We start from the raw sequence: 19,926 nt of genomic DNA, 5'->3' as shown, positions 1-19,926 counted from the left end.
TGCATGTTCCCGGGCTGCGAGCCGAGAAAGGAGAATTCTATGAAGGCTAGCATTGTCATACTGGCCTATAATCAGCAAGAAATTATCGAAGCTTGCCTGACTTCCCTATCCCGCCAATACCTGCAGGAGGGGGACGGCTTCGAGGTCATACTCGTCGATAACGGGTCAACGGATGGCACAGGGGAAATGATTCATCAATTGGCGGTAAATTACCCGCTGACTTATAAATACATTCCTGAGACGGCGGAATCGAGCAGAGCTGCATCCCGTAATCAGGGCATTGTAAGCGCAAGCGGTGATATCGTTATTTTTCTGGATGGGGATCAAATTCCCGGCCCGGGATTCGTCGCCGAGCATTTGCGCGTTCATAAATTTGCGGAGGACAAGCTTGTCATCGGCTTTAGAAGGTATTTGGAGCAAGGAGCGATCGCTGGGGGGCGAGGAAAAGCGCTTTTTGAAGCAGGCAGCTTGCCGCCCTTCGAGGAAGATGAACGGTTTTGGCTGATGGAGCGGTTTTCCGAGAATGCCGGATCGCTCCGAACGGCCTGGCATCTGTTCTTCAGCTGCAATATATCGGTCAGAAGGGAGAGGCTGATCGAAGCCGGCATGTTTAATGACGGTTTCGTGGGCTGGGGACTGGAGGACAGCGAGCTCGGCTACAGGCTGGAGCAGGGAGGCGGTTCATTTATTTTCAACAAAAACGCGCTTGCCTATCATGTGCATCATCCTTCCGAATTCAATGAGGCCCGTTACGCTGGCTGGCTGGCGAATTTGCAGCATTTCTTCTCCCGCCACCCGTCCTTTGAAGTAGAAGCGCAAAAAATCCTGGCGGAATTTTTCAACCCGCAAATCAGAATTTCCTGGTGGGACTGCTACGTAAGGTTCGAAAATGTCGTCCGGGCCTATCAAGGGTATGAGGGGGGCCGTTATCCCGTCAGCATTATCGTGGTTTATAAGCATAGCACCGAAGCGGTCAATGCGATTACTTCCGAGGCAGCAGGCAGGGAAGTCGCCGTGATCGATCAAACCGCATTATCCGATCTCGACCTTATCTGCCAGTCGATCAGGCAAGCTTACGATGTGCTCTACTATAAACACCCTACCGAGAGGCAGCTTGTCGAGCTGTACCGCATATTTGCAGCAAGAGGAATTTGGAGGCAGCAGGTGTTCGATTGAGTTGGGATCGCTTTAATATCGGATCATAATCGGACCATATTCATAAGGAGCTGAAAAGAAGCATGAATTTTGAACTGACCGAAGAGCAAAAGCATATTCAACGCACCGTACGCCAATTTGTTGCTGATGAGCTCATTCCTTTGGAGCGCCAGCTGCTTCTCAACGAGCGGGAGGGGAAGGAGGGCATCAGCCGGGAGCAGCTTAGGGCGCTTCAGAACAAAGCTAGAGGTCTCGGGCTTTGGGGCATCGAAACGCCGATAAGATATGGAGGAGCCAATCTGGGAACGATCACAAGCGCCATCGTAAAAATGGAGCTGGGCCGCACCTGCGTTCCTTTTGTACTGGGCGGGGAGGCGGATAACATCCTGTTCATGTGCAATGAGAAGCAGATGGAACGGTATCTGTACCCGGTCATTGCCGGGGAAAGACAGTCCTGCTTTGCGCTTACCGAACGGGCAGCCGGGTCGGATGCAAGCAATATCCAAATGTCGGCCAAGCGGACGGTTGGCGGATGGATTTTGAATGGCGAGAAGGCTTTTATTACGAATGGAAACGAGGCGGATTTCGCCATTGTCTTTGCCGTGACCAATCCATTAACCGGCAAGAACAAAGGCATTACCTGTTTTCTTGTCGACCGGGAAATGGGCTGGACGTCGGAACCGATTCTGACGATGGGCGGAGATAAAAGCCCCTCCTTGCTGACGTTTGACCATGTGCTCGTTCCCGATGAAAATGTGCTCGGCGAAGTGGACCACGGGCTCACGATGGCAATGCAGTGGATCAGCAGAGGACGCTGGGTCGTCCCGGCCATTGCGGTCGGGGCGTCGGAGAGGCTGCTGCAGATGGCGATCGATTATGCGAACGAAAGGGTGACCTTTGGCGAAACACTGGCTTCCAGGCAGAGTATTCAATGGATGATTGCCGATTCCGCCGTTGAGGTCGAGGCGCTGAAATGGCTTGTCCTGCATACGGCATGGCGGGTGGAAAAACAGCTTGATGCGCGTCATCATGCCTCCATGTCGAAGTTGTACGGTGCGGGCGTCGCCAACCAAGTCGTTGACAGGGTGCTGCAAATTTACGGCGGCATGGGCTATTCCAAAGATCTGCCGATCGAGCGCTGGTACCGGGAGATGAGAGTATGGCGCATCTATGAGGGCACGGATGAAATTCAGCGGCTCATTATTGCGCGAAATCTGCTGAAAGGAAATGTGGAGATCGGTCATTGGGATTAGACGAGTACATAAACGGCCGAACCGCTGTATGCCAATATGCGCTGCGATTGGCCACGCGTATAAGGAGCAGCTGCATTTGATTCAAAACACGAAGAATCAGGCTCAGGCCGAACGATAAACACCTCCAGGAGGCAATGGATAACCGGATTATTTTGGGCTTCTGCTTCATTGAGGACATCACCGTCGATGAAAGTCCCTTTGTCCGCAGGCTGAGAAGGGACTACGGACTGAACAATAACCTTGGCGAACACGGTGTCCCCTTCCACAATAGGTATGCGAAAGCGGCATTCCAGATTCCTGAGCTTCATATGCGCGGTTTGCAGCTCCTGCAGCAGATTTCCGACCATGCCTAATACGAGCATGCCATGAGCCACCCGGCCGGGCAGTCCGAATTCCACTGCCTTCTGCGCATCCAAATGGATGGCATTGTAATCGCCGGAAGCTGCGGCATAAGCGACAAGCATGTCCCCGGTTATCGTGCCGAGGCAGGCATCGATCAGCACGGCTCCCGGAACGAGAGAGCTTTCCTTATCCCATAGGCCGTACAGCGCGGAAGGTAAAGTACGTCGGGCAAGCCTAGGGGTAGCTGGGTTGGTATGCGATTGGAGCTGCCGCTGGGGTTTCGGCTGATCCACCAGAAGAAGGGTGGTATTCGCCTGTAATATGAGTTCCTCATGCGCATTCCTGACATCCATCACGCAGTCCAGCAATTGCATTGGCCCTTGGGAGCCTTTCGTTTCCCGTATGCTTGCCAGCTGAATTTGCCAGATGATCTCCTCATTATAGGGTAGAACCCGAAAATACTGCAGTGCCTGCTGGCCGTGAATGATAGTTTTGCCGCACTGATCGCCTGGCAGCCAGGGAAGCTCTACGTCCTGCCACAGCGTAATTGGATACGTCACAGGAACGCTGGAAACACTCGAACGAAAGACTGCGGGAAAGCCCTGCAAAAACGCGCCGATTCGTTCCTTGGTAATGATTGTACGCTGTGGCGGTGCTGAAGTTAGCTGCCATTGATGCATCATTGACCCTCCTCCGTCCAAACAATAAAATGCGCCATACAAATGTATATTCCATAAAATTCCTCCCCTTTAATATAGCCGATCATTTCAAGCTGCCGCAATAAATAACGTCCAAACCTGATTCTACGATGAATCGGGTTTATTTTGTTTCCCTATAAAATCAAGCAAAAATACAGACAAGCCAAGCTGAAACACAAAAACAAAATAAAACCAATTACGAAATAAACAAAAACAGATATAAAAAAAGAAATAAATATGTATTTATGTTGACTTTTATGGTATTTTGGGATTAGGATGATGTCATACCTTATTTTATTAAGGAGATGGGTATGGAATGAAGAACTACATTGCCGTAGATATCGGCGCCTCGAGCGGACGCCTGGTGAGGGGAACCCTTCATCAGCAGGAGCGGAGGATCGAACTGCAGGAAATTCATCGCTTCAGCAATTCTTTTACCGAAACAGAAGGGCATGATTATTGGGACATCGATTACTTATTTGCGGAAATTGTCAAGGGATTGCAGCAAGCCAAGAAGGAGGGGATAGAAGCCTGTACGCTTGGGATCGATACGTGGGCTGTCGATTATGTACTTCTTGACGATAATGGAAAGCGCATTCATGAGGTGTACGCTTATCGGGACGGCAGGACAAAGGACGCCCCGGATCGTCTGCACCGAAAGATTAGCAGAGCCGAGGTGTACAGCAGGACAGGAATTCAAGAGCTGCCGTTCAACACATTGTACCAGCTCTATGTTCATGAAGACGATCAGCTCTCCCAAGCCGCCAAAATCGTAATGGTACCGGACTATCTATATTACCGCTTAACCGGCAAGCTCATAAACGAAGTGACGAACGCCTCGACCATGCAGCTTCTGAATTTGGCGGAAAGAGATTTTGACAGTAAACTGCTCGGGCTATTGGGACTGCGCCGCGATCAATTCGCGAAGCTTACGGAGCCGGGCGTGAAGCTGGGAAGAATCTCACCTGAGCTGCAGCGGCAGTACGATTTGCCCGATTGCGAGCTCATCGTTGCTCCGACCCATGATACGGCCTCGGCCGTTGCGGGGGTCCCGGCTCAGCCGCATACGTCCTGGGCATATATCAGCAGCGGGACATGGTCTTTGCTGGGTGTGGAGCGCAGCACTCCGCTGAACACGGCCGAGGCAATGAACGCCAATTATACGAATGAGTGGGGCGTTTACGGCACGTATCGTTTTCTCAAAAATATTATGGGACTCTGGATGATCCAGGAGGTGCGCCGCGAGACGCAGAATGCTTACAGCTTTGCCGCGCTGGCGGAGCTGGCGATGCGGGAACAGCCGTTTCAGCACTTGGTACCTTGCAATGACCAGCGATTCTTAAACCCCCGCAGCATGACAGAGGAAATCCGGGCTTGCTGCCGGGAGACGGGGCAGCCCGAGCCGGATACGACCGGCAAGCTGGCGCGCTGCATCTTCGACAGCCTGGCACTGACCTACAAAGATAGCATCCAGGAGCTGCAGAGACTGACGGATCAGCGCATCGATACGCTGCATATTGTCGGCGGCGGAGCGAATAACGAGCTGCTCTGCCAGTTAACCGCAGATATGGCGCAAATCGAGGTCATAGCCGGTCCATCGGAGGCGACCGCTCTAGGTAACATCGCCGTCCAGATGCTCAGCTTGGGACAATTGCAGGGACTGGAAGAAGCCCGGGGGATCATCGGTAATTCTGTTCCGTTAAAGAGATACGAGCCACGGCCTATTCATGACTTGGAAGGTGTGGAAGGAATGGACGTTGCCGGCGCGCGCTGGGAACAAATCAAAGCGAGATTGGTTCAGCCCCGCTGAAAATATATCAATACTATAATCGCTATTATCTTAAACAATCGGAGGTTATCACATGGTACAAAATTTATGGGACTCTTCTAAAGCATCCGCACTGCTGGGAGGACTTGACCAACTCGTTTACCGCTCCAATCTCATCGGCTCGGACCGCCGGGTGTGCAACTGGGGCGGCGGAAATACTTCAAGCAAGACCGTAATCAAGGATTTTAGAGGCCGTGACGTTGAAGTGATGTACGTCAAGGGGAGCGGTTCGGATCTTGCGACGGTGAAGCAGGGAAATTTCACCGGCCTGCGTATGGAAGACATCCAGCCGTTATTCGAGCGCGAGGAAATGTCTGATGAAGACATGGTCGCCTACCTGGCAAATTGCATGATCGATTCCAAACATCCGCGCGCTTCCATCGAAACACTGCTGCATGCTTTTCTGCCGTTCAATCATGTAGACCATACGCATCCGGACGCGATTATCAGCCTGTGCTGCGCAGATAACGGCAAAGAGCTTGCGAAGGAAATTTTCGGAGACCGCTTCGTTTGGGTCCCTTACATCCGACCGGGATTCACGCTGTCGAAAATGATTGCCCAGGGCGTTCTTGATAACCCTAAGGCCGAGCTTGTATTAATGGAGAAGCATGGGCTGGTAACCTGGGGCGATACCTCTGAAGCCTGCTATGCCAAGACGATCGAAATCATCAATGAAGCCGAGCGCTACATCGAGTCCCGCGTTAATGAGGCCACTTTGTTCGGCGGCTTGGTTCATCAGCCGCTGCCAAGCGAAGAACGCAAGAGCATCGTCGCAAAGCTTATGCCCTCGATTCGCGGCGCGGTCAGCGACGGCAAGAAAATGATCCTGACCTTCGACGATGAAGAGGATGTGCTTGCCTTTGTCGGCAGCAGGGATTCGGCCCAGCTGTCCCAGGTAGGGGCGGCCTGCCCGGATCATCTCGTGCACACGAAGGTTGTTCCGCTCTTTATCAACTGGACGCCGGATGCAAGCGATGTCGAAGGGCTGCGCAGGAAGCTGATTGAAGGTATCGCTGACTACAAGCAGCAGTACAAGGCCTATTTCGAGCGGAACAAGAATGAGGGCGATGTCATGTTCGAAGCGGCTCCGCGGGTTATTCTCATACCGGGACTTGGAATGATCAACACCGGCAAGAGCTGGGCCAATTCCCGAGTCAGCGCGGCCTTATACCATCGCGCGATCGCAGTTATGCGCGGTGCGACGACGCTCGGCAAGTTCGTCTCGCTCAGCGAGAACGAGTCATATAACGTAGAATATTGGCCGCTTGAGCTGTATAAGCTGTCCCTGGCCCCGGCCGAGGCGGAATTCTCCCGTAAGGTAGCATTCATTACGGGCGGAGCAGGCGGCATCGGCAGCGCGACGGCACGGCGCCTCGTTAGCGAAGGAGCGCATGTGGTGCTGGCGGATCTGAACTTGGAAGGCGCGCAGCAGGTGGCCGTGGAAATAAACGGGAAGTTCGGCGATAACGTCGCTTTGGCCGTAAAAATGGATGTCACCAATGAGGACATGGTGCGCGCCGCATACGAGCAAGCCGCTCTGCATTATGGAGGCGTTGACATCATCGTCAACAACGCGGGACTGGCGACTTCGAGTCCTTTTGACGAGACCTCGCTGCAGGAATGGAATCTGAACATGAACGTGCTGGGAACCGGTTATTTTCTCGTGGCGAGAGAAGCCTTCAAGCTGATGAAGGAACAGGCACTTGGCGGCAGCATGGTGTTTGTAGGCTCCAAAAATTCGATCTATGCCGGGAAAAACGCCTCAGCCTACAGCTCGGTGAAGGCGCTGGAAGCTCACCTGGCCCGCTGCATCGCCGCAGAGGGGGGAGAATACGGCATCCGCGTGAACTCGATTCTCCCGGATGCGATCCTGCAGGGTTCGGCCATTTGGAACTCGAATTGGCGCAATGAGCGGGCCGCGGCTTACGGGATTGAGCCGGATCAGTTAGAGGAGCATTACCGCAAGCGCACAACGCTGTTAGTCAATATTTACCCGCAGGACGTAGCCGAAGGGATTGCCTTTTTCGCCTCCTCCAAGGCGGATAAGACTACGGGCTGCATGCTGACGATCGATGGGGGAGTACCGGCAGCATTTACGCGTTGAGGGTACATGGTGCAACATCTTAATATTAGGGAAACATCGCCTATTTTTTCATAAGTGATTCGTAGAATTGATTTCTCATGGGATGAAGAGGAGGACTTGTCGATGTCGGATAAAGCGTATATGTTATTTGAAGAGCAGCAGAAGCTGCGGGGGATCGATCTGGAGCAGGTAAAGACCAGTCTTAAGAAGCTAAAAATCGAAACGCCATCTTGGGGTTACGGGGATTCCGGAACGCGTTTTAAAGTGTTCCAGAAGGTTGGCGTACCGCGAAATCCATTCGAGAAATTGGAAGATGCCGCCATCGTGCACCGCCTCACGGGGCTATGTCCTTCTGTGGCGATCCATATTCCGTGGGATCACGTCGATGATTACGGGAAGCTAAGAAGCCATGCCGAGGGACTTGGACTCTCGATCGGGGCTGTTAACCCGAATCTGTTTCAGGACGACGATTATATGCTGGGCAGCGTCACGAACAACGATCCGGCCATTCGCCGCAAAGCGGCAAATCATTTGCTGGAATGCGTGGATATTGCCAAGGAGACAGGCTCGAAGGATCTGAGCCTGTGGTTTGCGGACGGAACAAATTACCCGGGCCAAGGCGATCTCCGCAAGCGCAAGCATTGGATGCTTGAAGCATTGGCGGAAATGTACAGCGCGCTGACGCCCGATATGCGCATGCTGATCGAATATAAAGCGTTTGAGCCGGCTTTTTACCATACAGATATCGCCGATTGGGGCATGGCTTACAACTATGCCCTCAAGCTGGGGCCGCAGGCCGAAGTTCTGGTTGACACCGGGCATCATTTGCCAGGAGCCAACATCGAGCATATCGTGGCTTATCTGATTGACGAAAAGCGGCTGGGCGGATTCCATTTTAACAGTTATAAATATGCGGACGACGATTTGATCGTCGGTTCGATGAATCCCTATGAATTGTTCCTGATTTTCTACCAAATCGTGCTTGCCGCCAATGATGCGGATGAGGAAGTGCGGGGAACGGTGGAGAAAATCGCATTTATGATCGATCAGTCCCACAACATAGAGCAGAAAATACCGGCCATGATCCGCTCCGTGCTGAATGTGCAGACACAGTATGCCAAGGCGCTGCTCATCAATCACGAAGAGGTCGCGGAAGCGGCTGAGCGGGGTGATGTGCTCGGTGCGGAGGACGCGGTGCGCCGTGCGTTCGAATTCGATGTCACACCCCTGCTGCATGCAGTGCGCGAGGAAGCCGGGCTGCCGGTCGATCCGATGAAGGCATATCATGCTTCCGGCTACGGAGCGGGGATCATGGCCAGAGGCAAGGGCGGAGCAAGCTGGTAGCTGGCAAGCCCGTTCTGCCATTCTAATGAAGAAAGATATGGAGTGAAGTAGGAATGCTGGTAGCTGAACGCTATGAATATATCATACAGATGATCAATGAGAAGGGAAGCATGCGGGTCTCGGAGCTTAGCGAGCTTTGCGGCGTTACCGAGGAGACGATTCGGCGCGATCTCGACCGCTTGGAGCAGGCCGGGCGGCTTCGGCGCTCCCATGGTGGAGCCGTGAGCGTCAAGCCAAAGGGAGATGTGCCGGAGATCCCCTATGCAGAACGCGAAATTACGCACGCCGAGCAGAAAATGCGGATCGCGGATGAGGCGGTCAAACGGATTCAACCGAATGAACGCATCCTGCTGGATGCGAGTACGACCGCTTGGTATATGGCATCCAAGCTTCCGGATATCCCGCTTACCGTGCTGACCAACTCGATTCGCGTCGCTACCGAGCTTAGCGGCAAAGAGAAAATCGAAGTGATCTCCACGGGCGGGCTGCTGGCGAGCCGCTCCATGTCGTTCGTCGGCCCGCTCGCCGAGCGCTCGCTTGAATCCTATTATGTAGATAAAATGTTCCTCTCCTGCAAAGGGGTTCATCTTGATCGCGGGATCAGCGAATCCAACGAGCTGCAGGCCCGCATCAAGCAAAAGATGGTGGCCATCGCCGATCAGGTGATTCTGCTGGCCGATGCCAGCAAATTCGGGCAGCAGGGCTTTACCCATGTCATGAACCTCGAGCAGGTGAGCGCGATTATTACGGACGAGGGTATTGCGGAGGAGACGCTGGTCGCTCTAACCGACCGGTCGATATCCGTAACAGTCGTGTAATGGGCGGAAGCTGAAGTTTCAGACGGCTCCAGGAAGAGAGGTTTGCCATGAAAGTATCCTTATTTATCACTTGCCTTAGCGACGTCATATATCCGCAAGTCGGCGAAGCGATCGTGCGCATCCTTGCCCAGTACGGCGTTCAGGTGGACTTCCCTGAAACCCAGACCTGCTGCGGGCAGCCTTCTTATAACAGTGGATACTGGGAGGAGACGCGAACCGCTGCCCGAACGCTGCTGCAGGCTTTTGATGACAGTGATTTTGTCGTATCGCCTTCGGGCTCATGCACTTATATGATCCATCATTACAGCGAGCTGTTCAAAGACGAGCCTGAATGGCTGGACAAAGCGAAGCGCCTGCAGGAGAAAACCTACGAGTTCACGCAGTTCCTCGTGCAGGTGCTGGGCATTACCGATGTCGGCGCAAGGTTTCCGCATAAGGTCACCTATCATCCTTCCTGCCACGGCAGCAGGCTGCTTGGGGTGAAGGAGGAGCCGATGCAGCTTCTCAGCAATGTGAAGGATCTGCAATTCGTGCCGCTGCCGTATGCCGAGGACTGCTGCGGGTTCGGAGGCACGTTCGCGATCAAAATGCCCGATATCTCCGGCGCCATGGTCACCGAGAAGGCGGAGCATGTGAAGGAGAGCGAAGCTGAGGTGCTCGTCGGGCTGGACATGGCCTGTCTTATGAACATCGCGGGCCATTTGCGCTACCGCAATGAACCGGTGCGGGTGATGCACCTCGCGGAGCTGCTCTATGAAGGGATGCGGGTAACATGACTACGACGAATCCGATGGCGGTCGACGTGAAGAAGAGAGCCGAACTGGCGTTGAACGATGATTTTCTGCGCAAAGCGGTTCGTTTTACGACGGAGCGGCTCAAAAACGGCAAGCTAAGCGCCGCCGAAGAGCTCAGCAATTGGGAAGCGTGGCGCGAAAGAGGCCGTGAGATCCGGCTGCATACGATCGCTCACCTGGACTATTATTTGAACTTGTTCGTGGATAACGCCCGCAGTAACGGGGTGCATATTCATTTTGCGGATAACTCCGCAGAGGCTGTGCAGATCTCTTTGGAGATCGCCAGGCAAAAGCAGGCGAAAAGCGTAGTGAAATCAAAGTCTATGGTTACCGAAGAGCTGCATTTGAACGAGGCGCTGGCCGGAGAAGGCATCGACGCGATCGAGACGGATTTGGGCGAATATATTATCCAGCTGGCTGGAGAAGGGCCTTCCCATATCGTTATTCCTGCGATTCATAAAAACCGGTACCAAATTGCCGAGCTCCTCTCGAAGGAGGCTGGCGAGCCGCTGGCTGCCGATACGACCGTGCTGGCCGGATTCGTTCGCAAAAAGCTGCGCGAGAAGTTCCTGGAAGCCGATCTAGGCATTACCGGCTGCAACTTTGCCATCGCGGAGACGGGCTCGATGGTGCTCTTCGAAAACGAAGGCAACGCGCGTATGGTGTCTACGGTTCCCAAGACGCAAATTACGTTTATGGGCATGGAGCGGATTATTCCGTCCTTTGCGGATTTGGAAGTGATGGCGACGCTGCTGCCGCGTTCGGCGACGGGACAGAAGCTGACGATGTACATGTCATGCATTTCCGGTCCGCGGCGGACGCAGGATGCGGACGGCCCGGATGAAATGCATATCATTATCGTCGATAACGGGCGTTCCTTGCAGCTTGGAGATCCGGAGTTCCAGGAGCTGCTGAACTGCATCCGCTGCGGCGCCTGCCTGAACGCCTGTCCCGTCTACCGCCACATCGGCGGCCATGCATACGGCGGCACGTACAGCGGCCCGATCGGCGCCGTGCTGACCCCAGCCTTGAACGGTAACGTCAGCGAGTGGAATGATATCGCCAGCGCATCGAGTCTGTGCGGGGCCTGTTACGAGGCTTGTCCGGTGAAAATACCGCTGCATGACATGCTGGTCTCCTTGCGGCGGCGCAAGGTGGAGCAGGGGCAGGGGAATAAACTGGAGACGGCTGGTATGAAGGGCTTCGCCGCGGTTGCCGCCAATTCCAAACGGTTTGCCGCCGCCGTCAGGGCGGCACAAATCGGCCAAAAGGCGATCGTCCGTGATGGCGGCATTCCGCTAAAGCTTGGGCCGTTAAAGGGCTGGAACAGCTATCGTATCGCACCATCTGTCGCCAAGCGGACCTTCCGGCAGCGCTGGGCTGAATTGGAGCATGAGCTGCAGGAAATGGGCGGATGGAGTGACCCCCACCCAGCGGATCATGGGCAGAAAGAGGCTGAAGGTGACGGCTTGAGAACAGCCGCGGATAGCGCAGCCGCCCGTTCGGTGGATTCGGCGATCCGTGAGCGGATGGAGCGCATCATCCGGCAGCGGCAGCAGGGAGGGGATCAGAATTGAGCAGTTCGCACACGCAGGATGAATGGCTTGTCAGGATGGAAGCACAGTCAAGAGCAAAGCAGGAGCAATTCATGAACCGCATCGCCCAGCGGCTCAACCGGCCGCGAATGACGGAGAGGCCAGCGCAGCCCTTCCGTGGGGCACCGGACTTCTGGCGTACGTTCGAATGGAACGAGCAGGAACGCATCGAGCGGTTCACGCAAAATTTCCTGAGTGTCGGCGGGCATGTCGAGCGGTTGGATTCGATGGAGGAGGCCAGCGACTTTATCGCGGCCAAAGCCCGCGAGCTCGACGCAAAAACCATCGTCAGGCAGCAGGAATCCGCATTGGAGCAGCTCGGCCTAGAAGCGAAGCTCGCGCAAGCGCAGGTATCCGCTTGGAATTCCGATGGTTCCGGGCCTGACTTCTGGAAAGCGCGTGCCGCCGAAGCCGACATCGGAGTTGTCATGGCCGATTACGCTGTCGCTTACACGGGCTCTGTGGCCGTTTTGTCCTCTCCGCATAAAGGGCGTTCCGTAAGCCTGCTGCCAACGGTGCTTATGATCCTCATTCCCGCTGAACGGTTAAAGACGAGACTGGGAGAGATCCTGCCTGAGTTCGATGAGCTAGGCCAAGGTCGGCTGCCCGCCGGTATTCATTTCATTTCAGGGCCGAGCCGTTCTTCGGATATCGAGAATGATCTGACGATTGGCGTGCATGGCACGGGAATCGTGTATGCCTTGATTATTGGGTGAGCACCGCGCAGAGAAATATGGAATATCGCAGCGAAGCCGAGGAGAATTAGCAGAATACGAGATTTGAAAATTTTAATAGAGAATAACTAGAAAACGACTGTCATAGAACCGCTAATTCAGCGGTTTTTCTTTTTTATTTTTCTCCCGGTTTGGTAAGATGTGTATAATAGAAGCAGCTCCTAAAAATATCCATTCACTAGATTGGTTCATATCTTTCGAGGAGCAGGAGGTGGACTATTGGAGTTTCCCGTCTACATACATATCGGCGGATTGCGGATTCACCCTCATTTCTTGTTTGAATCGCTCGCCTATTTCATCGGCTTCCGGATCTACGTTTGGCGGCGCAAAAAAAGCGACATCTCAACGGTCAACATGTTCTGGCTGATCGTCGGCGCGGCGCTCGGCGCTTCCCTGGGCTCCAAGCTGCTCTTTTGGCTGGAGAATCCGGCATGGCTGCTGTCCATTTCGGAACACTGGAGAGAGCTGTTCGGAGGCAAGACGATCGTCGGCGGACTGCTGGGTGGATTGATTGGTGTCGAGCTGACCAAGAAACTGGTAGGCATTACGCGTTCGACCGGGGACGAGTTTGCATTTCCCCTGATCATCGCGATGGCGATCGGGCGGATCGGCTGTTTCTTGACCGGGCTGGATGATCATACGCATGGCACGCCAACGACCTGGATTACGGGTTTCGACTACGGGGACGGAGTATTGAGGCATCCGACACAATTGTATGAAATCGGATTTCTGCTTATTCTGGCCTTTGCGCTGTTTGGGGCGAAGAAGACAAGCGCTGCGCGCAGGCAAGAGCTGCCCAATGGTCTGATCTACATATGGTTCATGTTCGGGTATTTAACGTTCCGCTTCGCCATTGACTTTATTAAGCCGACACCGCATCCTTATTTCGGACTGAATAATATCCAGCTCGCCTGTGTGCTCGGTATGATGTATTTTGCGTATCGCATGTTCGCGGTTAGCCGTAATGCGAATATTCTGAAAGGGAGCCATGCCTCATGACGACGAAAAATCGACCGTATTTATTCTACGAGCTCACGAACAGCATCTGCTCGAAATGCCTGAAGAAGGTGGAAGCGAAGGTCATTATTGAAAACGATTGCGTCTACCTGTCGAAGTACTGCTTCGAGCACGGGCGGGAAAAAGTGCTCATCTCAACCGACGTCGAGTATTATAAACGCTGCCGCGAGTTCATCAAGCCTTCGGAGATGCCGCAGCACTGGAATACGCCCATTCGTTATGGCTGTCCATACGATTGCGGATTATGCCCCGATCACGAGCAGCACAGCTGCCTGTCCATCGTGGAAATCATCGATCAATGCAATTTGAAATGCCCGATCTGCTATGCCGATTCCTCTCCGGACAAGAAGCTGTGGCGCTCCCTGGAGGAAGTTGAGCGAATGCTGGACGCCGTTGTGCGCAATGAAGGCGAGCCGGACATCGTACAGATCAGCGGGGGTGAGCCGACGATCCATCCGCAGTTTTTCGAAATTCTCGATATGGCCAAGCGCAAGCCGATTAAGCATTTGATGGTGAATACGAACGGCATCCGCATCGCGCAGGATCGGGAGTTCGTGAAGCGATTGGCGGACTATTTGCCGGGCTTCGAGCTGTACTTGCAATTCGACAGCTTTGAACGAGAGGTGCTGCAGGAGCTGCGTGGCGCCGATCTGCGGCAAATCCGCGAGAAGGCGATCGCGCACTTGAATGAATTCAATATTTCCACGACCCTTGTAGTCACGTTGAAAAAAGGGCTAAACGATCACGAAATTGGCGATATTATCCAATACGGCCTTAAGCAGCGGGCGGTGCGCGGTGTTACGTTCCAGCCGATCCAGGCGGCAGGCCGGACGGAGGATTTCGATCCCGCCAAGGATCGGCTGACGCTAAGCGAGGTCAGGCAGTCGATTATCGATCAGTCCGGTGTGTTCGAGGCCGAAGACATGATTCCAGTGCCCTGCCATCCGGACAGCCTGGCGATGGGTTATGCCTTGAAACTAAATGACGGGGTCATACCTCTCACTCGTATGGTTGATCCGCAGATTTTGCTGGAGGGCGGCCGCAATACGATCGTGTTCGAGCAGGATCAAGGTTTGAGGGAGCATATATTCGAGCTGTTCTCCACCAACCATTCGCCGGAATCGTCAGCCATGTCATTGAAAAGCTTGCTCTGCTGCCTGCCGTTTGTGCAGGTTCCCGAGTCGATAAGCTATGACAATGTGTTCCGCGTCATCATTATGCAATTCCTCGATCCGTATCATTTCGACGTGCGCTCCGTCAAGAAGTCCTGCGTGCATATCGTTCATCCGGACGGAAGAATTATTCCTTTTGATACGTACAACATTTTTTACCGGGGTGACCTGGAAGAGCGCCTAAAGGAGATAAAAGCTGAAATGGAGGGAAGAAGAGGATGAGCGATGGCCCAAACGAGCGGGAGAAGCCTGAGTTAGTCCAACCTCAAGAAAAGATGACGGCGGGGGAGCAAGACCCGAGACAGGAACAGATGCAGGAGCCGTCTCATGAGACGCTGCTGGAGCTACCCAGGGAACCGCTGCATGAACCGCCGAAACGTAACCATACTACCGAGGTATTCAAAGGGATCGGAATTCTGGCGCTGCTTCATCTTTTGCTCATTTTTATACCCCTATCCTATTTCTTTATTGGCATAGCCCAGATCGTATATTTAATCCCTGCTGCGGTGGTGGCTTTTGCGAAAAAACGGGTTGGCATCGGACAGGGATTGTTGATTGGCGGAGCTGTTACATTTCTGCTGAATGCGGCTTGCTTTGGCGTCGTCATGGCGAATTTTTAATTTCCCGCAGATACGCTATAATAGCGATAGAAATGAAGGGAGATTAAAATGTTTGTTGTATTTGGCATCATTGCATTGCTTGTTTATGGCCTGTTAGTCTTTTATATCGGCCGAAGCTGCTGGGGTTGGCTGAAGGAAGGCACCCCCACCTGGTTCAAGTACGTCTACATAGGAGTTGTTGTGCTGCTGGCCGTTTCTTTTCTGCTAGGAAGGATCGGAGAGGGGCTCGTGCTGTTCCAGATTCTCGGCGCATACTGGATGGCCGTATTTTGCGTACTGCTGCTCGTACTGCCTGTCGTTCATGTCAGCTTGTGGCTGCTCCGGCTGACGAAACTGCCGCGTTCCACAGCGAAGAAGGGGGCAGGAGCCCTTGTGCTGATTATACTGCTGGCTACTATCGGTTACGGCAGTTTTAACGCCTATAGTCCCGTTGTCCGGGAATACCGCGTGGACATTCTGAAGGCTAGTCCGGCTGCTCCGGAATTGAATATCGTCATGGCGGCAGATATGCATTTCGGGGTGTTATCCGGAAAGCAGCATGCGATCCGGCTAGTGGAGCGGATCAACGCTCTGAAGCCAGACATCGTCTTATTCCCGGGGGATATCGTGGATGACGATCTTCGTCCATACGAGCAGAAGGGGATCGATAAAATTCTAAGCGGCATCTCCGCCCGTTACGGCGTCTATGCCACCTTGGGCAATCATGACCGCTACAGCGGGCAAATGGAGCACTTGATCGATGTCCTCGAACAGGGGAACATGAGTATTCTTTACGATGAGGCCGTTACAATCGATGATAGCTTTACGCTGATCGGACGCAAGGACAGGATTGACCGGGAACGTGCTCCGCTTAGCGAGCTTGTCCAAGGACTGGATGCGTCCAAACCGCTGATCCTGCTGGATCACCAGCCTTATGACCTCGATATCGCCCAGCAGGAGGGGATCGACCTGATGCTGTCAGGTCATACACATCGCGGACAGATTGCGCCGGCGCATCTCATTACCGGCATGTTATTCGAGAACGATTGGGGTTACTTGCAGAAGGAAAGCTTGCATTCTATCGTAACTTCCGGCTTCGGCTTCTGGGGCCCGCCGATTCGTCTTGGCAGCCGGTCTGAAATTGTACAGATTCATGTTACTTTTACGGAATGAAACAAAAAGAGACCGTCACCGGTCTCTTTTTTGTATCGTTTATCGCTTACTCCTGAATCTCATAGATTTGATAAAGCTCATCGAGCATCAGGTTGGCTGCTTTAATGCCGCCAGCCGTGTTCCAAATCGCATCGCTTACTTTATAGGCGCGTCCGTTCTTCACTGCGTTAAGGCTCTTCCACAATGGATCATTCGTCCATTCCTGCTCGGTTGCATTTGCTTTATCGTCTCCGGTCTCATATGTGAAGTAGAAGAGGCGGTCCGCATCGGCTTCCGGCAGACGCTCCTTAGTAATTTCATCGACGAAGGTGTCCTTCGCGTTCTTCGTCATTTCCGTGCGTGCCAGACCGATCTGGTCAAAGATAATGCCGGAGAACGTATTGGTATGATAGACGCGAGTTTTACCTGCCATGAAACGAACAACGGATACGGTTTCGTTCACTTTGTCGCCGGCTTTCACTTTAAAGTCCTCGATTCGCGCATCGAATGCGGCCATCAGTTCATCACCTTCTGCAGATTTGCCAAGCGCTTCAGCATATAGCTTGAAGTTGATTTTCCATTCGCCGCGCAGATCCTCGGCCATGACGGTCGGAGCGATCGCTTTCAACTGCTCGTAGACTTTCTCCTGGCGCATTTTGTTTCCGATAATCAGATCGGGCTGCAGACCGGCGATCAGCTCCAGGTTCGGCTGGCTTTCCTCGCCGACTACAGTTACGCCTTCCATCTCGTCTTTAATGTGGTCATACCAAGGATCTCCCGTCCAGGATCGAACGGCGCCTATAGGCTTGACCCCCAGCGCGAGCAGGGCTTCGGTTCCTTCATTGGTCAGGATGACCACCTTTTGCGGCGTGCCTTTGATTTCGGTTTCACCCATAGCATGCTTCACTACGCGAGTTTGATCGTTGCTGCCAGTAGAAGCATTTTCAGTTTGCGAGTTATTAGCCGCAGCAGGCTGGTTGTTTCCACCCGCCGAATCCTTGCTGCCGCATGCGGTGAGCACCAGGAACAGTGCCAACAGGAGCGCGGTTATTTTGAAGGTATGGCTCAGTTTATGATTTGTTTTGTGTACGAACATGAATACTGCTTCCCCCTAATATGATGTAGTGTCTCTGTCTGAGAATCATTATCAATCACTGACACTATCAAACTATAATCGACAGGACAATTGCTGTCAATAAAAATCTGAGAATGATTCTCATATTCATTGACATTACCGGCTGCTTCATCTAAAATTCATAAAGAGTTCATGTGAGATTTTTCGCAGAGATTAAGTTGGAAGCGTGGAAAATGATGAGAGTCGTATATATGATCGCATCACTCATCGCTCTGGGAGCGATAATGATAGCAAGCATCGCATTTGGGGTAACGGATATCCCGCTAAGCACAGTATGGGAATCGCTTACTCACTTTAATGGAAGCAATGAACATTTGGTGATTCTCACTACGAGGATACCCAGAGCGCTGATCGCGGCTTCGGTAGGAGCCTGCCTGGCGGTGGCCGGAGCGGTCATGCAGGTGATGACGCGAAATCCGATCGCTTCCCCAAGCACGCTTGGCGTTAACTCGGGAGCTGCATTTTTCATTATGCTGGCTTCGGCATGGCTAGGGGTGTCCGGGATGCACGCTTTTACGTGGGTAGCGCTGATTGGAGCCGCCATTAGCGGGGGAATCGTCTTTCTGCTGGGGAGCATGGGCAGGGACGGCATGTCGCCGGTCAAGATCACACTTGCCGGGGCATCGATGTCGGCATTTTTTGCTTCGCTGACTCAGGGTTTGATGCTGACAGACGGCAAAATGTTCGATCAGATTCTCGTATGGCTTGTCGGGTCGGTAGCGGGGCGGGAAATGTCCCAATTGCAGGCGGTATGGCCGTATATGCTAGCGGGCATGATCATTTCGCTATTGCTGTCCAGGCATTTAAATGTGCTGGCCATGGGCGATGATGTCGCTCAGGGACTCGGCCAAAGCACGGCATACATCAAGTTGTTCGGCGCGCTAGCGGTAATACTGCTGGCCGGCGGTTCAGTCGCCGTAGCCGGACCGATTGCGTTCGTGGGCATTATCATTCCACATATCGTCCGTTACCTGGTCGGTACGGATTTTCGCTGGATATTGCCTTATTGCGCAGTTCTCGGCGCTATTTTGCTGGTTGCCGCCGATTTGGGATCGCGCTACATCGCCATGCCGAAGGAAGTTCCTGTCGGGGTAATGACTGCGGTCATCGGCGTACCGTTCTTTGTTTACATTGCTAGGAAAGGCAGACGCACGTCATGAGTAAATACAAGCCGCTACGTTCAGAGGGCGCCAAATTTTCCGTGTTGATTGAGAAAAAGGCTGTCTGGATTTCCTTCATATTATTCATTATCTGTCTCGCTGTCATGATCGTGAGCACGGGATCGGGAAGCCAGTTCATTTCGCCGATTGATGTTATCAAAGTGCTGGTGGGCAAAGGGGAGCCTACATATGAAATTATTATCATGAAGCTCCGTTTGCCGCGAATTGTCATTGCTGTGCTAGTGGGAGCATCCCTGGCTGTTGCCGGTGCGGTTCTGCAGAGCATTATCCGCAATCCGCTGGCTTCTCCGGATGTCGTCGGGATTACGGAAGGGGCCTCGCTTGGCGCCGTTTTGTTTATTTTTATGTTCGGCGGCACGGTGTCAATTCATTGGATGCCGCTGACTTCTATAGCAGGAGCCTTTCTGGTTACAGGGCTGCTGTACGTCCTATCCTGGAAAAAAGGCGTTGATCCGCTGCGGCTGGTGCTGATCGGCATCGGACTGTCCGCCGCGATCAAATCGATCTCCTATATGTTGATTATTTCCGGGCCGCTGCAATTGGCTCAGCGCTCACTAACTTTTATGACCGGCAGCATATACGGGACGTCTTGGGATAAGGATGTTCTGACGCTCCTGCCATGGGTGGCGATTCTATTGCCGCTTACCTGGCTGCAGTCCAGGAACGTCAACATTCAAGCGCTTGGGGACGAGGTGGCGAGCAGCGCCGGGGCGCACGTGCAGAGGCACCGAATAGTGCTTCTGGCATTAAGTGTAGCGCTCGCCGGTGCTGCAATCGCAATTGCCGGAGCTATCGGATTCATCGGATTAATGGCTCCGCATATGGCGCGCAAGCTTGTTGGTTCCTCTTTTGGGAATGTGCTGCCCGTCAGCGCCCTGCTTGGAGCGATCATTCTGCTGTTGGCTGATTTGGCAGCGCGGACGGCGTTTCTGCCGAATGACATTCCTGCGGGAGTGTTGACGGCTGCTATCGGGGCTCCATTTTTTATGTATTTGCTATATCGCAACCGAAACCGTTTTTAATTCA

At 53.3% G+C, this 19,926-nt stretch carries 17 protein-coding genes; 15 read left to right on the top strand and 2 right to left on the bottom strand.

Features of this window, described 5'->3' with window-relative positions; translation table 11 throughout:
- The first annotated feature begins 39 nt into the window (after positions 1 to 39).
- Both QNH46_RS12830 and QNH46_RS12825 read left to right on the top strand, forming a co-directional pair.
- Positions 40 to 1,176, top strand: coding sequence for a glycosyltransferase (locus QNH46_RS12830; RefSeq protein ID WP_283924668.1), 1,137 nt, complete (start codon positions 40 to 42; stop codon positions 1,174 to 1,176).
- 62 nt (positions 1,177 to 1,238) lie between these two features.
- Complete coding sequence (locus QNH46_RS12825; RefSeq protein WP_283924667.1) at positions 1,239 to 2,408, top strand: acyl-CoA dehydrogenase family protein; 1,170 nt, start codon at positions 1,239 to 1,241, stop codon at positions 2,406 to 2,408.
- On the opposite strand, the gene QNH46_RS12820 is transcribed toward QNH46_RS12825, so the two are convergent.
- A complete protein-coding gene (locus tag QNH46_RS12820) occupies positions 2,405 to 3,430 on the bottom strand; it encodes a MaoC family dehydratase (RefSeq protein ID WP_283924666.1) in 1,026 nt (341 codons plus the stop codon). The genes QNH46_RS12825 and QNH46_RS12820 overlap by 4 nt on opposite strands.
- 334 nt (positions 3,431 to 3,764) lie before the next feature.
- Between QNH46_RS12820 and rhaB the strand changes: the two genes are divergently transcribed.
- From rhaB to QNH46_RS12765, 11 genes are all read left to right on the top strand, one after another.
- A complete protein-coding gene (gene rhaB / locus QNH46_RS12815) occupies positions 3,765 to 5,258 on the top strand; it encodes a rhamnulokinase (protein ID WP_283924665.1) in 1,494 nt (497 codons plus the stop codon).
- A gap of 52 nt (positions 5,259 to 5,310) precedes the next feature.
- A complete protein-coding gene (locus QNH46_RS12810) occupies positions 5,311 to 7,380 on the top strand; it encodes a bifunctional aldolase/short-chain dehydrogenase (protein ID WP_283924664.1) in 2,070 nt (689 codons plus the stop codon).
- A gap of 102 nt (positions 7,381 to 7,482) precedes the next feature.
- On the top strand, positions 7,483 to 8,703 hold the full coding sequence (gene rhaI, locus QNH46_RS12805) for an L-rhamnose isomerase (RefSeq protein WP_283924663.1): 1,221 nt from the start codon (positions 7,483 to 7,485) through the stop codon (positions 8,701 to 8,703).
- A 53-nt stretch (positions 8,704 to 8,756) separates the two neighbouring features.
- The gene (locus QNH46_RS12800; protein ID WP_283924662.1) at positions 8,757 to 9,521 is read left to right on the top strand and encodes a DeoR/GlpR family DNA-binding transcription regulator; all 765 of its coding nucleotides are present in this window, start codon (positions 8,757 to 8,759) and stop codon (positions 9,519 to 9,521) included.
- A 47-nt stretch (positions 9,522 to 9,568) separates the two neighbouring features.
- A complete protein-coding gene (locus QNH46_RS12795; RefSeq protein ID WP_283924661.1) occupies positions 9,569 to 10,297 on the top strand; it encodes a (Fe-S)-binding protein in 729 nt (242 codons plus the stop codon).
- Complete coding sequence (locus QNH46_RS12790) at positions 10,294 to 11,892, top strand: LutB/LldF family L-lactate oxidation iron-sulfur protein (RefSeq protein ID WP_283924660.1); 1,599 nt, start codon at positions 10,294 to 10,296, stop codon at positions 11,890 to 11,892. The genes QNH46_RS12795 and QNH46_RS12790 overlap by 4 nt, the downstream gene beginning before the upstream one ends.
- A gap of 35 nt (positions 11,893 to 11,927) precedes the next feature.
- Positions 11,928 to 12,626 carry a LutC/YkgG family protein gene (locus QNH46_RS12785; RefSeq protein ID WP_283928428.1) on the top strand — a complete coding sequence of 233 codons (699 nt, stop codon included), beginning with the start codon at positions 11,928 to 11,930 and terminating at the stop codon, positions 12,624 to 12,626.
- A 237-nt stretch (positions 12,627 to 12,863) separates the two neighbouring features.
- Positions 12,864 to 13,643 carry a prolipoprotein diacylglyceryl transferase gene (locus QNH46_RS12780; protein WP_283924659.1) on the top strand — a complete coding sequence of 260 codons (780 nt, stop codon included), beginning with the start codon at positions 12,864 to 12,866 and terminating at the stop codon, positions 13,641 to 13,643.
- Entirely contained in the window at positions 13,640 to 15,055 is a 1,416-nt protein-coding gene (locus QNH46_RS12775; RefSeq protein WP_283924658.1) for a radical SAM protein, read from the top strand. The genes QNH46_RS12780 and QNH46_RS12775 overlap by 4 nt, the downstream gene beginning before the upstream one ends.
- A complete protein-coding gene (locus tag QNH46_RS12770; protein ID WP_283924657.1) occupies positions 15,052 to 15,453 on the top strand; it encodes a hypothetical protein in 402 nt (133 codons plus the stop codon). Before QNH46_RS12775 ends, QNH46_RS12770 begins: the two co-directional genes overlap by 4 nt.
- Before the next feature lie 48 nt (positions 15,454 to 15,501).
- Positions 15,502 to 16,605: a metallophosphoesterase gene (locus QNH46_RS12765; protein ID WP_283924656.1), complete on the top strand. Its 1,104-nt coding sequence runs from the start codon at positions 15,502 to 15,504 to the stop codon at positions 16,603 to 16,605.
- A gap of 46 nt (positions 16,606 to 16,651) precedes the next feature.
- Here the strand turns inward: QNH46_RS12765 and QNH46_RS12760 are convergent, their stop codons facing one another.
- Complete coding sequence (locus tag QNH46_RS12760; protein WP_283924655.1) at positions 16,652 to 17,680, bottom strand: ABC transporter substrate-binding protein; 1,029 nt, start codon at positions 17,678 to 17,680, stop codon at positions 16,652 to 16,654.
- A gap of 230 nt (positions 17,681 to 17,910) precedes the next feature.
- Here QNH46_RS12760 and QNH46_RS12755 point away from each other — a divergent pair, with 230 nt between their 5' ends.
- Entirely contained in the window at positions 17,911 to 18,879 is a 969-nt protein-coding gene (locus tag QNH46_RS12755; RefSeq protein WP_430691825.1) for a FecCD family ABC transporter permease, read from the top strand.
- Positions 18,876 to 19,922: a FecCD family ABC transporter permease gene (locus QNH46_RS12750; protein ID WP_283924654.1), complete on the top strand. Its 1,047-nt coding sequence runs from the start codon at positions 18,876 to 18,878 to the stop codon at positions 19,920 to 19,922. The genes QNH46_RS12755 and QNH46_RS12750 overlap by 4 nt, the downstream gene beginning before the upstream one ends.
- The last annotated feature ends 4 nt before the right edge of the window (positions 19,923 to 19,926 follow it).

The sequence above is a fragment of the Paenibacillus woosongensis genome (genome assembly GCF_030122845.1).
GTDB classification, from domain to species: domain Bacteria; phylum Bacillota; class Bacilli; order Paenibacillales; family Paenibacillaceae; genus Fontibacillus; species Fontibacillus woosongensis_A.
This window is presented reverse-complemented; position numbering and strand designations above follow the sequence as displayed.